Genomic DNA, 13,645 nt, shown 5'->3' on the forward strand with positions numbered 1-13,645 from the left:
GCGGCACATCATGCCGCTCCTGGATTTCGAGGAGACGGGATTCATGGACCATGAGGTCGACTACCTGATCGTCGGCGCCGGATCGGCCGGTTGCGTGCTTGCCAACCGGCTGAGCGCCGACGCACGCAACGCCGTGCTGCTGCTCGAAGCGGGCGGCGAGGACAACAACCCCTGGATCCACGTCCCGGTCGGTTACTTCAAGACCATGCACAACCCCGCGCTCGACTGGTGCTATCGCACCGACCCGGACGAAGGCGTGGCCGGTCGTCAGATCGACTGGCCGCGCGGCAAGGTGCTCGGCGGATCGAGCTCGCTCAACGGCCTGCTCTACGTGCGCGGACAGCGCGAAGACTACGATCGATGGGCGGCGCTCGGCAATCGCGGCTGGAGTTACGCCGAAGTCCTCCCTTATTTCAGGAAGTCCGAAGATCAGGAGCGCGGCGCGAGCACGTGGCACGGCGTGGGCGGCCCGCTGAAGGTTTCCGACCTGCGCTTGCGCCGGCCCATCGCCGATCATTTCATCGCTGCCGCGCAGGAAATCGGCATCCCGCTCAATGACGACTACAACGGCGCGGTTCAGGAAGGGGTCGGCTACTTTCAGCAGACGGCATACAAGGGCTTTCGATGGAGCACCGCGAAGGGCTTTCTCAAGCCCGCGCGCAAACGCAGCAATCTGATCGTGCAAACGCGGGCGCAGGTGTGCCGGATTCTTTTCGAGGGGCGCCGTGCGGTGGGCGTGGAGTATCTGCAGGACGGCGTGCGCAAGCGCGCGCGTGCGCGCGTCGAAGTCATTCTCGCTTCCGGCGCGATCGGCTCACCGCAGATTCTTCAGCACTCCGGCATTGGCCCCGCGCACGTGTTGCGCAACGCCGGCGTCCCTGTGCTGCACGACCTGCCGGGCGTCGGTCAGAACCTGCAAGACCATCTCCAGGTGCGGCTCGTGTTTCGCACGCGCGAACGCACGCTCAACGACGAGGTCAACCACCCGCTGCGCAAGGCGTGGATCGGGTTGCAGTACGCGCTCTGGCGCACCGGGCCGCTCACGCTGGCCGCAAGCCAGGTGGCGGTCTTCACGCGCTCGAGCCCCGCGGCCGAGCGCCCGGACATTCAGTTCCACATGCAGCCGCTGAGCGCCGACAAGCCAGGCCACGGCGCGCATCCGTTCTCGGCTTTCACGGCGTCGGTCTGCCAGCTCCGGCCCCATAGCCGGGGCAGCGTCGAAATCCGCTCGGCCGATCCGCTCCAGTATCCCGCCATTCGCGCCAACTACCTGTCCGATCCGCGCGACCATCCGGTCGTGATCGGCGGGATCCGGGTGGCGCGCCGCATCGCCGCCGCGCCGTCGCTTGCGCCGCACATCGTGTCCGAGTTCGTGCCGGGCGCCCAGTATCAGAGCGATGCCGAGTTGCTGGACGCGGCGCGCCAGTTCAGCCAGTCCATCTATCACCCCGCGGGCACCTGCAGGATGGGCCGCGACGCGATGGCGGTCGTCGACGACCGGCTGCGCGTGCATGGCCTCGCAGCGCTGCGCGTGGTCGATGCGTCGATCATGCCGGAGCTCGTCTCCGGCAACACGAACGCCCCCGTAATCATGATTGCCGAGAAAGCGGCCGACATGATTCTCGAGGACCACTCGGCGCTCGCTCCGCCGCAACGCGAGTACGCCGAAGCACACCCCTGATGGAAGCAGACGCTAGGGTCCATGCAGGACACGCATGACAAAAAGAACACGCAGCAAATAAAGGACCCCTTAAGAAAACATCGGTTTTTCGAGGAACAGCACCACGCCAGGTGCGCCCTCAAAGGAGACAGCCATGAACGCATTGCCCCGCACCGACGCCCGGCAGATGAGGCGCGTGGTCATCGCGAGCCTGATCGGCGCGACTATCGAGTGGTACGACTTCTTTCTCTACGGTGTCGTCGCCGGCATCGTCTTCAACAAGCTCTATTTCCCGAGCGGCGATCCCCTCATTTCGACGATGCTCGCCTACGGCACCTTCGCCGTGGGATTTTTGAGCCGCCCGCTCGGCGGCATTGTCTTCGGCCACTTCGGCGACCGGCTCGGCCGCAAGAGCATGCTCATCATGACGCTCTCGATCATGGGCGTCGCCACCGTGCTGATTGGCACGGTGCCGACCTATGCGCAGATTGGTCTGTGGGCGCCCGCGCTCCTGCTCATCCTGCGCGTCGCGCAAGGTCTCGGCCTCGGCGGCGAATGGGGCGGCGCCGTGCTGATGTCGTTCGAATACGCGCCCGAGGACAAGCGCGGCTTCTATGCGAGCATTCCGCAAATCGGCCTCGCGATCGGGCTCTGCCTCGCGTCGGGCGTCGTCGCGGTCCTTTCGTCGGCGCTCAGCAATGAGCAGTTCCTCGCGTGGGGCTGGCGCCTTGCGTTCTTCCTCTCCTTCGCGCTCGTGGCGATCGGCATGTATATCCGCCTGCGTGTGCTGGAAACGCCCGAGTTCGAACGCGTGAAGCAGCAGGGCGCCGAGATCCGCGTGCCGATCGCCGAGGTGCTCAGCCGCTATACCGGCAACGTGCTCGCAGGCATGGGGGCGCGCTTCATCGACGGCGTGTTCTTCAACGTCTTCGCCGTCTTCACGATCGCCTACCTCACGCAGACGCTCAAGCTCTCGCGCACCGACGCCCTGCTCGCGGTCATGGCCGCCGCCTTCACGATGATCTTCACGATTCCGTTCTTCGGCCGCCTCTCGGATCGCATCGGCAGAACGCGCATTTACTTCTGGGGGTCGCTCTTCACGGGCTTTTCGTCGTTCTTCGGCTTCTGGCTCATGAAGCACAGCGGCGGCTCGCCCGTGCTCGTGTGGATCGCCGTGATCATTCCGCTCGGCGTCATCTACGCTTCCGTCTACGGGCCCGAGGCGGCGCTCTTCGCGGAGTTGTTCGATGCGAACGTGCGCTACTCCGGCATCTCGTTCGTCTATCAGTTCTCCGGCATCTTCGCGAGCGGCATCAGCCCGCTCATCGCGACGTGGCTTTTGCAGCGCAATGGCGGGGATCCGTGGCTCATCTGCGTCTATACGATGTTCGCGGGTCTGGTGAGCGCGCTCTCGGCCGCGTGGGTGGGCCGCCGGCACCACTCGCGGCGCCTCGCCGTGAGCGGAGCGCGGTGATCTGTTTGCGATGCTTCGCGCGCGACGTTCGATACGACGCTACCCAACAACACGCGCGCGGCACGCGATCAGTCCATCGCGCAACATCGCTTCGGTCTCCGTATCGATGAATCCGATGAAGACCATGACGCCCTGCCCCGCTTCATCCGCATGCTCGCCCTGCGTGGGCGGCGTCATGCGCAGACGGCGCGCCGCGACCTGGCACACGCGCGTGCTGACGCGGCCCTGCGCGTCCACCACGCGCACGAAGCCCTTCGCGCGCAGGATCGTGCGCGGCAGGGCTTTGAGCCACGCACGCAGACGCACCTTCTCCAGCACGTCCGGCGCGTCAAGCGCCACGCTCGTGAACGTGGGGAACACGCTCATGCCCTGGCCGGGAGGCCGGTGCTGCCAGCGGCCGGCATCGGCGAGCGCGCGCGTTTGCGGCACGCTCGTGTCGAACAGCAGCGCGAGCGGCACGCGCCCGTGGTCCGCGGCCACGACGATGTCGGTCGCCGCGAGCGCGCGCACGTCCGAGACGGCGCGCTCACGCGACTCGGGCGCGATCAGGTCGAGTTTCGTGACGATCACCGCGCTCGCGCTGTCGATCTGCTGCTGTGCCATCGCGCCGACGAGCGGATCGACAAGCGTGCGCACGAGCTCCGGCGCATCCACGACCACGAGCACTGCGGTGAGGCGAAACGCGCCGTTGAGCAGGCCAACCTGGGCGATCTTCGCCGGATCCGACACGCCGCTCGCCTCGATCAGGAGAAGGTCCGGCCGTTCCTCGCGCGCGGCGAGGCGTGTGAGCGCATCGACGAGCGCGCCGCCGATGGTGCAGCAGATGCAGCCGTTATCGAGTTCGATCACGTCGTCGCTGCGCGCGCGCACGAGCCGGGCGTCGATGTTCACGGCGCCGAAGTCATTGACGAGCACCGCAATACGCTTGCCGTGGGGCGCCTCCAGCAGACGGTTGAGCACCGTGGTCTTGCCCGCGCCGAGGTAGCCGCCGATCACCGCGAGGTCGATCGGCGCGCGTACGGGTGGCGGCGCGGCGGCGGCCTTCATCGCGGGGCGCGCATGACACGTCCGCCGAGCACCGTGCCCCACACCGGCACGTCCTTCAGGCGCTCGGGCGCACAGGTGCTCGGGTCTTCGTCGAGCACCGCGAAATCGGCGAACTTGCCCACCTCGATGCTGCCGATCAGATGATCGAGGCGCAGCGTGTACGCGGCGCCGAGCGTGATCGCGTGCAGCGCCTCGTCGACGGTGAGCCGCTCGGCCTCGCCCAGCACGCGCCCCGACGCCGTCTCGCGCCGCACCGCGCACCATGCGGTGAAAAGCGGGCTCAACGCCGTAATGGGCGCATCCGAATGCAACGCGTAGGGAATGCCCATGCGCTGTGCCGAGCCGGCCGGGTCCATGCGGTTCGCGCGGTCCGGGCCCATGGTCTGGCTGTAGTGCGCATCGCCCCAGTAGTAGATGTGATTCGCGAAGAGGTTCACGCAGAGGCCGAGCGCGCGGATGCGCCGCAGTTGCGCCGCGTCCGCCATCTGGCAGTGCTGCAGCGTGTGCCGGTGATCGGGCCGTGGATGCCGCGCGAGGAGCGTCGCGAGCGCGTCGAGCACGACCTCGGTCGCTTCGTCGCCGTTCGTGTGGATATGCAGTTGCAGCCCGGCGCAATGGTATGGCTCGAACACCTCGACCAGTTGCTCGGGCGGAATCAGCCACAGGCCGTTGGGCTGCCCACCCGCGTAGCCGGGCCAGCGCACGCGCGCGGTGAAGCCCTGGATCGAGCCATCGACGATGAACTTCACCGGCCCGAAGCGCAGCTTGTCGGTATTGCCTGCCATCGCCTCTAGCACGCCGGCGGCGCGTTGCGCGGGATTACGCTGCGGAGCGAACGCGGGCACGATGCGCACCGGGTAGTCGGGGTCGGCGGTGACGCTGTGCAAGGTCCGGTTGCCCTCGGGCGAGAGGTCGTTGACGAGATCGGTGGCCGTCGTCACGCCCGCGAGCTGCGCGACGCGGCCGAAATTCCAGACCGCGTGCGGCTTTTCGCTCGCGGCGATCCCAAGCTTGCCGCCGATCACCTGATAAATCGGGAACATCGCGGCGAACTCCTGGAGCTCGCCCGTGGGCTGGCCATCTCCATCGAGCGCGATGCCGTCGATGTCCGTGTCCTCGTCGATGCCGGCCAGCGCGAGCATCGCGCTGTTCACGTTCATCAAATGCACGCTCGCATGAAGAATCGCGATGGGGCGGCTCGCCGAGACCGTGTCGAGTTCGCGCGTCGTGAGGCGCGACGCGCCGAAGTAGATCGGATCGAAGCCCCAGGCGAGCAGCGGGCCGTCGCCGGTCATGGCGCGTTCGGCTTCGCGAAGACGCTCGAGCACTGCGTCGAGCGTGCGCAGACCGCGCCATAGCGTGCCGTCCGGGCCGCGCCGGTCGTAGTAGCCCACGTACGCCGCGTCCCATACCGCGCCTTCCATCAGGTGGCAGTGCCCTTCAACGAGGCCCGGCATCAGCACCTTGTCGGCCAGCGTCTCGTCCAGTGCATAGGCGCCGAATTGCGCCTCCCACAGCGCGGCGTCCTCGCCCGTGCCCACGGCGAGAATGCGGCCGTCGCGCACAGCCACGTGCGTCGCGTGCGGCTGGCTCGGGTTGAGCGTGAGGATGCGGCGCGCCGCGAAAACCGTGACCGGGCTGGCCGGATCGCCAGACTGAGGCGGCTGGCTCGACTGGATCGACGCGGGCGACGATGCTTGCGGATTCATCGACAGGCTCAACTCCCTATGAATGGTGAACGGGATCGGGCATGGTATAGCGCTGGCCGGACGGCCGCATCAGGATATGTCCGACGAAGACCACGAGCACATTGACACCGAGGCACACCAGCCCCAGATTGATGCCGCCGAAGCCGATATGCAGCGCATAGCACACGATCGCGAGGACCTGGCCGCAGACGATGCCGGCCGCCACCGCGCCGGGCCGCACGCGGCGCCCTGCGAGCAGGATCAGCATGCCGGGCAGAAACTGCGTCACGCCATAGAGCGTCGTGTTGATGAGCGCGAGCATGAGGTTGGGCGTGAGCAGCGTGGTGAGGATCGACACCAGCAGGTACGCGACGATCACGAACTTGGCGGTGCGTTTCTGGCGCGACTCGGGCAGGTTCGGCAAGAGGTTGCGCGTGACGATCGGCCCGATCGCAAGGCAGATGCCCGCGAGCACGAGCAAACCCGAGAGTGCGGCGCCCGCGGCGACGAGGCCGAGCAGCCAGTCCGGCAGCAGATGAACGGCGGCCGCGAAGAAGGCGTCGTTGGGCGAGGCAAGCTTCAGGTTCGCGCTGATCGCGTAATACGCGGCCACCACGAGGAACGGATACATCACCATGTAGAGTGGCATCACGATCTGCGTGCGGCGAATCGTGTTGGGCCCGCGCGCGGTGAAGAAGCCCTGCACGCCGAACGGCATCATGTAGAAGCCGAGCGACTGGAACAGGATCGTGCTCATCGAGAAGCGCAGCTGCGGGGCCGTCATGGTGTTGCTCACGTGCTGGCTCGCCGCGTGGAACACCTCGTGCGTGCCGCCCGCCATCCACACGGCGGCCACGCCGGTGACGACGATCGCCAGCATCATCAGGATGTCCTTGAGCACGGAGATCCACGCTGACGCGCGCACGCCGGAGATGGCGACATAGGTGAAGGCGAGCCCGGCGCACACGAGGATCAGCCAGACCGGCTGGACGTGCCAGCCGAGGCCCTTGAGCGCCGCCACGAGGCCCGTGAACTGCAGCTGGCCCCAGGGGATCAGGAACAGGATGGCTGAACCCGCAACGATCAGCTCGAGCGCGCGGCTGCGGTAGTGGCCCTTGAAGAGGTCCGCCTGTGTGATCGCGTTATGCAGCTTGCCGGCCTCCCAGATGCGCGGGCCGATGAAATAGCCGATGGGATAGGCCAGCAGAATATAGCCGAGGAACCAGACGCCGTAGGTCGGCCCCCTCGCATAGATGCCGCCCGGAAAGCCGACCATCGTGCCAATGCTGTAGATCTCCCCTGCCGTGAGGAAGAACACGAAGGCGGTGCCGAACTGGCGCGAGGCGACGAAAAAGTCGTGCACGCTCTGCTTGCCGTGGCCGCGCCGGGAGCGGATGGCGAGGTACAGCGAAAACGCGATCAGAAGGAAGAAGACGAGAGTGGACATGCGTGGCACTCCGCAATGGCGACAGTAGGATGAGCGGTGAAATCGTGGCGAGCGAGCTGGCGGGGTGCCACGATCTCGCGCCGGTCAGCACCGGCTTGCGCTGGCGAACGGTTCAAGCCTCGTTCGCGTAGCGATGCCGGTCGAAGCAGCGCCAGCAGATGAAGAGACACGCGGAGGTCAAGCCGAACCAGGCGAAGATCCACGCGTAGATGAAGGGCACGCCGAAGACATAGCGGTCCTGCGCGGCCACCCACGGCAGCGCGCCGATGACACCCAGAAAAGGGAGGCCGATTCCGATCAGATACCTGAGCATCCTTGTCTCCTTTTGGGGCTTTAGCGCCTTACCCTCGCTCCATGCAAAGCGCGTCAAGCCGTCCTGTTGCTTCGAGTATCGGCCGTCAAAAACACGCGCGACTAGTGCCAGATACGGACTATCGTTGAGTCCAATTCGCGCCCGGGCAGGCGCGGCCGCCTGCAGACCTCGGCCAGGAGTCGCGCCGATAGCTGAGATAATGAAGTCAGCCCCAGCCTCAAACCCCACCCCAAGGAACCCACTGTGAGCCAATCCTCATCCTCGTCCTCGTCAGCCCCTAGCCAGGTACGTCGTGTCGCGTTCCTGGGTCTCGGCGTGATGGGCCATCCCATGGCCGGTCATCTCGCGAAAGCCGGACTCGATGTCACGGTCTACAACCGCACCGCCGAAAAAGCCGCGCAATGGGTCGCCGAATACGGCGGACGCGCAGCCGCGACGCCGCGCGAAGCAGTCCAGGGCGCCGAGCTGGTGCTCGCCTGCGTCGGGAACGACGACGATCTGCGCAGCATCACGCTCGGCGCGGACGGCGCATTCGCCGGCATGGAGCGCGGCGCCGTATTCGCCGACCATACGACCGCCTCCGCCAACGTGGCGCGCGAACTCTCGGCGAGCGCCGCCGGACATGGCCTGCATTTCATCGACGCCCCCGTCTCCGGCGGCCAGGCGGGCGCGCAGAACGGCAAGCTCACGATCATGTGCGGTGGTGAAGCCGCCGCCTTCGAGCGCGCGAGACCCACGCTAGCCCACTACGGGGCGGCCGTGACGCTGGTCGGCGCGGCAGGTGCGGGACAACTCGCCAAGATGGTCAATCAGATCTGTATTGCCGGCCTCGTGCAGGGGCTTTCCGAGGCGGTCAACTTCGGCGAACGCGCAGGGCTCGACATGGCGCTCGTGCTCGACGTGATCGGCAAGGGCGCCGCCGCGAGCTGGCAGATGGACAACCGCGGCAAGACGATGATGGCCAACAAGTTCGACTTCGGTTTCGCCGTGGACTGGATGCGCAAGGATCTCGGCTTCTGCCTCGACGAAGCGAAGCGCAACGGCGCGGCGCTGCCGGTCACCGCGCTCGTCGACCAGTTCTACGGCGATGTGCAGCGCCTCGGCGGCAGCCGCTTCGACACGTCGAGCCTCATCTGGCGCCTGCGCAAGCTCGACGGCGGCGCATAAGGCTTACCTGCGACGTACCCGCGCGGCGGCACTGCCGGCGTCGGAAGAAGCGGCGGCCTGCCCGTGCCGGAAGAAGCGCCGGCACGCCGCCGCATGCCCTCACTCGGGCTTCGCGCCCTTGCGAGGCTCAGCGCCACCAGCGCAACGGCCGCCGCAGCGTGTGCCGTTCGAGCCGCACCGTCGGCATGGTGTCGAGGAACGCGAAGGCGCCGGCCTCCTGCGCGCCCATGCGCCGCTCGCGCTCCTCGTCGGCCTCGACCGTGCGGGACGTATCGATGAAGAACGCCGCGATGATGCCAAGCGCAAGCAATCCCGCCGAGATCATGAACGGCACGTTATAGCTGCCCGTGTGCTGGATCAGGTAACCGAACACGACCGGCGAGAGCATCCCCGCAATGCCGAAGCCCGTGTTCATCATGCCGCCCGCCGTGCCGGCGTACTTGCCGGCGATGTCGAGCGGCAACGTCCACAGCACCGGATTCGTGATCTCGAGGAAGAAGAACGAAGCGGAGAGAAAGAGCACCGCGACCATCGGGTTGGACGCGGACACCATCGGCAGCAGGAAGGCGAGCGAGCCGCCCATGCCGCCCACCAGCACCGCGCAGCGCGCGAAGCGCAGCCGGCCGGTCCACTTGAAGAGCCGGTCCGAGAGCACGCCACCGAGCGTGTCGCCCACCACGCCCGCGAGCAGCGGCAGCGCCGTGAAAAGCGCGAGCTGCTTGAGGTCGAAGCCACGCGACTCTTTCAGATACGACGGCAGCCAGGTCAGATAGACCCACAGCAGCCAGCCGTAGCAGAAGTCGACGAACGTAACGAGCCACATGCGCCGCACGAGCTTGCGCCACGGCGTGGCAGCGCGTTTCGCGCGGTCGCAGTCGCCCTGGCGATAGCCGATCTCGGCGGTCTCTTCGGGCGTGACACGCCGGTTCTGCTCCGGCGAGTTCGTGAACACGAAGAGGTAGAGCACGGTCCACATGAGGCTCACGATGCCGAGCAGGATGAACGCATCGCGCCAGCCGCGGGTGACCACCACCGCGAGCACGAGCGGCGGCGTGATGGCGCCGCCCAGGCGCGCGAAGCTGTGCGTGATGCCCTGCGCGAAACCGCGTTCGCCCACCGGCATCCAGTACGTGAAAGCGCGCGTCGCGGTGGGAAACGCCCCACCCTCGCCCACGCCGAGCGCGAAGCGCAGCCCCACCAGCATCGCGACGCTGCCGGCAAAGCCCGTGGCGAGCGTCGCCGCGCCCCAGATCAACGAGAGCACGGTGAGCACGATCTTGGGGCCGAACTTGTCCGAGAGCCAGCCGCCGATGATCTGCATGACGGCATACGGATAGGCGAACGCGGAAAACACGAGCCCGAGCTGCACCGCACTCAGGCCCATTTCGTGGCGGATCAGCGGTCCCGCGACCGCGATGTTCACGCGGTCGATGTACGAGATGAAATACATCAGACACATGACCGCGAGAATGATATGGCGCGTCTTGACGCGCTGAGCGTGCTGTTTCATGCCGTCGTCTCCTGAGTCTCTCGTTTTTTGTCACCTGGCCGGATGCGCGTATGCGCGCAGGCGTACGTCAGCCCGAGGGCGTCACGAGCTTCAGACGCTGGACCTTGCCCGACGGACCACGCGGCAGCTCGTTCACGAAGCGGAACTCTCTTGGCGTCTTGTAGCGGCCCAGTTCGCGCAGGCAGTGCTCGCGCAGATCGGACGCGTCGGGCGCGCCTCGCCAGTGGGCCTCGCGCGGCACCACGAACGCGACGATCTCCTGCCCGTAGGCGGGATCGGGCACGCCGACGGCCGCCGCATCGAGCACGCCGGGATGGCGCAGCAGCGCCTCGTCGATCTCACGCGGCGCGATGTTCTCGCCGCCCTTGATGATCAGTTCCTTCGAGCGGCCGTTGATATAGAAGTAGCCCTCGTCGTCGCGATAGCCGAGGTCGCCGGTGCGCAACCACCCGTCGGCGGTGAACGCCCTCGCGGTGTCCTCGAGGCGCTTGTAGTAGCCGCGCATGATCTGATCGCCGCGCAGCACGATTTCGCCGCACTCGTTCGGTCCGCACTCGCGCCCGTCGCGGTCGATCACGCGCGCTTCGCTGCCCGAGGGCAGGCCGATACTGCCGATCCTGCGCCGCGATACGTCGTACGGATTGCTAAAGACCGGCGCGGCGGTCTCGGTCATCCCCATGGTTTCGATGACACCGATACCAAAGCGCGCCTCGAACGCGCGATGATGGTCGGCGGGCAGCGCAGCTGACGCGCTGCGGCAGAACTTGAGCGCCGAGAGGTCGAGCCCGCGCGGTTCGTCGCCGTTGAGGAGATAGGCGACGATCGTCGGCACCACGTTGATCCACGTGCAGCCGTAGCTGGCGGCGTCGCGCCAGAACGTGCGCGCGGAGAAGCGCGGCGTCAGCACGACCGAGCCCGCGTGCCAGAGCGGCGCGAGCAAGGTCACGACGAGACCGTTGATGTGATAGAGCGGCAGCGAGGCGAGCACGCGGTCATCGGCGGCGAGGCGGTGCTCGAGGCTGATGTTGCGCGCGTTCGCATGCAGGCTCTCGTGGCTCAGCAACACGCCCTTCGGCGCGCCGGTCGTGCCCGAGGTGTACATCAGGAGTGCGATGTCGGCGCCGTCGCCGTCGCAGTCGGGCCGGGTGGAGCTTTCCATCGGCGCCTGATCGACGCCCGCAAGGTCGGCGCGGGCCAACGCGGGCGCGGCGCTCGAAACATCGGCGGCCGCCGTTTCGAGCACCGGCAACAGCGGCAGTGCGACGGCGTCCGGCTCCGTCAGCACGAGCGCGATGTCGCGCGTCACGCCCTGCTCGCGCAACGCGGCGAGCGCCGCCGCGAGAGCACCGCCGGTCTGCGCGCTCGCGAAGATCATCCGTGTATCCGAATGCTCGACGATATAGGCGAGCTGGGACGCCTGGCAAAGCAGGTTGAGCGGATGGGCGATCAGTCCGCTGTACATCGCGCCGAGCAGCAGCGTGGCGGTCTGGATGCCGTTTCCCATCAGCACCGACACGACGTCGCCCGGCTTGAGGCCGGCGTCGCGAAAGCGGATGTCGAGCGCGCGGCAATGCTCGCGCAGCGCGCCAAAGGTGAGCGTCGCGCCCGCACCGGCAAGCTCGCCGCCATCTTCGTCGGGCGCCGCCAGCAGGAAGGGCTTGTCCGGGTACTGCGCCGCGCGCGCTTCGATCAGTGCGCGGATCGTCGCGGGCGCACTCATTGGCCGAACCTCTGGAAATAGTCGCCGAGCAAGGCGTCGAGTCCGGGAACGTGCTCTGCGATCGGGTACGCGACGCGCGTGATGTTCAGGTACTGACGAAACCCGAGATTGTCCGAAAAATTGTTGCGCCCCCACGTTCCGCACCCCATCGAGAGCGAGAACGGCAGGCCGTTGTCGAAGTTGCCGCCCGTCGCGAAGCAATGCGCCTGGTTGACGATCACGCGCGCCACCGGCAGCGTCGATCCCAGCATCACGGCTTCGTGCGGCTCGCCCGTGTGCAGGCCTACCGAGTGACCCGCTCCCATGTATGCGTAGAGGTTGCGCACGATGCTCGCGGCATCGGCGAAATCGCGCGCACGGTAGACCGTGAGCACAGGCGCGAGCTTCTCGCCCGAAAACGGATAGCTCGCCCCGAAGCCGGCCTCTTCGACCATCAGGAACGCGGGCTCGCGCGCCGCCACTTCGTCGAGGCCCGCGATGCGCGCGATCTGCGTCGCCGACTTCGCGGTGCAGCAGGCCGATAGCTTGCCGTCTGTCCACATCGCCGCCTGCAACTGCGCCTTCTGCCGCGCGTCGAGCAGCACGCCGCCGCATGCGCCCAGCTCGCGCAGCATGGCATCGTGGACCGCCTGATCGATCACGACACTGTTCTCCGACGAGCAGCTCGTCGCGTAGTCGAAGGTTTTCGAGGCGGCGATTTGCTGCGCCGCCTCGCGAAGCTTCGCCGTCTTCGTGACGATCGAGGCCACGTTGCCCGCCCCGACGCCGAAGGCCGGCGTGCCGCTGGTGTACGCCATCCGCACGTTCGCCTGCGAGCCCGTCGCGACCACCAGGTCGGCCTCGCGCATCAGCGCGGCCGTCGCGGCCTTGTCCACCGGCGCGGGCAGCATCTGCACGAGCGCCGGGTCCAGCCCCGCTTTCGCGAACTGCGCGTGGATGAATCCGATGAGTCGCGCGCACGCGCCATAACCCTTCGGCGAGGGTGCGACGATCACCGCATTGCCGCATTTGAGCGCGTTGATGATCTTGTTGGCGGGTGTCGCGGACGGATTGGTGGATGGCGTGATCGCCGCCACCACCCCGACCGCGCGTGCGATCTCGACGATGCCCGTGGCCTCGTTGCGCGCGATCACGCCGCAGGTCTTCGTCCCGTGCAGGTCGCGCAGCAGCCCGAGCGTTTTGCGGTAGTTCTTGCGGAACTTGTCGTCGGCGTTGCCGAGCCCGGTGTCGCGCACCGCCAGCTCGGCAAGCTCGCGGTTTCGCGAGGGCTCCATGATCGCCCATGCCGCCGCCGCTGCAGCGGTATCGAGCGTTTCCTGTCCAGCGAATTCGAAAGCCTGCTGAGCGGCGCGCGAGCGCGCGACGAGCGCGGCGATCTGCGCGGCCGGCGCGTTGGGTTGGCTCGCGCCAGCGCCTTCGACAATGGTGTCCCTCACATTCATCTGCTGCACTCCCGATCAAAAAATTGGCTGTATTGCCAATCTATTCATCGGTGCGCGAGTGCGAGTCCCGATTCCCGCGAAATCGGCGACGGACGGCAGCAAAGACGCGGAACATGCAATTTTCGGGACTCTGAGCAGTCCCGAAAAACGTGCTATGAGATGCAAAATGGCACTATG

Annotated in this window: 10 protein-coding genes; 3 read left to right on the forward strand and 7 right to left on the reverse strand. The window is 67.0% G+C overall.

What is annotated here, in order from left to right; translation table 11 throughout:
* The first annotated feature begins 43 nt into the window (after nt 1-43).
* Nucleotides 44-1,681, forward strand: coding sequence for a GMC family oxidoreductase (locus B9Z01_RS10335; RefSeq protein ID WP_085483483.1), 1,638 nt, complete (start codon nt 44-46; stop codon nt 1,679-1,681).
* A 133-nt stretch (nt 1,682-1,814) separates the two neighbouring features.
* Entirely contained in the window at nt 1,815-3,134 is a 1,320-nt protein-coding gene (locus tag B9Z01_RS10340) for an MFS transporter (protein ID WP_085482580.1), read from the forward strand.
* A 39-nt stretch (nt 3,135-3,173) separates the two neighbouring features.
* On the opposite strand, the gene B9Z01_RS10345 is transcribed toward B9Z01_RS10340, so the two are convergent.
* The 4 genes from B9Z01_RS10345 to B9Z01_RS10360 all read right to left on the reverse strand — a co-directional run bounded on the left by B9Z01_RS10345 (nt 3,174) and on the right by B9Z01_RS10360 (nt 7,629).
* The gene (locus B9Z01_RS10345) at nt 3,174-4,181 is read right to left on the reverse strand and encodes a CobW family GTP-binding protein (protein WP_085482582.1); all 1,008 of its coding nucleotides are present in this window, start codon (nt 4,179-4,181) and stop codon (nt 3,174-3,176) included.
* Nucleotides 4,178-5,890, reverse strand: coding sequence for an amidohydrolase (locus tag B9Z01_RS10350; protein ID WP_085482583.1), 1,713 nt, complete (start codon nt 5,888-5,890; stop codon nt 4,178-4,180). The genes B9Z01_RS10345 and B9Z01_RS10350 overlap by 4 nt, the downstream gene beginning before the upstream one ends.
* 16 nt (nt 5,891-5,906) lie before the next feature.
* Nucleotides 5,907-7,316 carry a sodium:solute symporter family protein gene (locus B9Z01_RS10355; RefSeq protein WP_085482585.1) on the reverse strand — a complete coding sequence of 470 codons (1,410 nt, stop codon included), beginning with the start codon at nt 7,314-7,316 and terminating at the stop codon, nt 5,907-5,909.
* A gap of 112 nt (nt 7,317-7,428) precedes the next feature.
* Nucleotides 7,429-7,629, reverse strand: coding sequence for a DUF3311 domain-containing protein (locus tag B9Z01_RS10360; protein ID WP_085482586.1), 201 nt, complete (start codon nt 7,627-7,629; stop codon nt 7,429-7,431).
* Between the two features lie 243 nt (nt 7,630-7,872).
* On the opposite strand from B9Z01_RS10360, the gene B9Z01_RS10365 reads away from it, so the two are divergent.
* Entirely contained in the window at nt 7,873-8,796 is a 924-nt protein-coding gene (locus B9Z01_RS10365; RefSeq protein ID WP_085482588.1) for an NAD(P)-dependent oxidoreductase, read from the forward strand.
* A 127-nt stretch (nt 8,797-8,923) separates the two neighbouring features.
* On the opposite strand, the gene B9Z01_RS10370 is transcribed toward B9Z01_RS10365, so the two are convergent.
* The 3 genes from B9Z01_RS10370 to sauS form a co-directional block, all read right to left on the reverse strand.
* Nucleotides 8,924-10,306 (reverse strand): MFS transporter, encoded by a 1,383-nt coding sequence (locus tag B9Z01_RS10370; RefSeq protein ID WP_085482590.1) that lies wholly within the window; start codon nt 10,304-10,306, stop codon nt 8,924-8,926.
* 67 nt (nt 10,307-10,373) lie between these two features.
* A complete protein-coding gene (locus B9Z01_RS10375; protein WP_085482592.1) occupies nt 10,374-12,026 on the reverse strand; it encodes an AMP-binding protein in 1,653 nt (550 codons plus the stop codon).
* Nucleotides 12,023-13,468: an acylating sulfoacetaldehyde dehydrogenase gene (gene sauS / locus B9Z01_RS10380; protein WP_085482594.1), complete on the reverse strand. Its 1,446-nt coding sequence runs from the start codon at nt 13,466-13,468 to the stop codon at nt 12,023-12,025. Before sauS ends, B9Z01_RS10375 begins: the two co-directional genes overlap by 4 nt.
* Nucleotides 13,469-13,645 lie beyond the last annotated feature (177 nt).

Source organism: Paraburkholderia susongensis (genome assembly GCF_900177725.1).
GTDB lineage: Bacteria > Pseudomonadota > Gammaproteobacteria > Burkholderiales > Burkholderiaceae > Paraburkholderia > Paraburkholderia susongensis.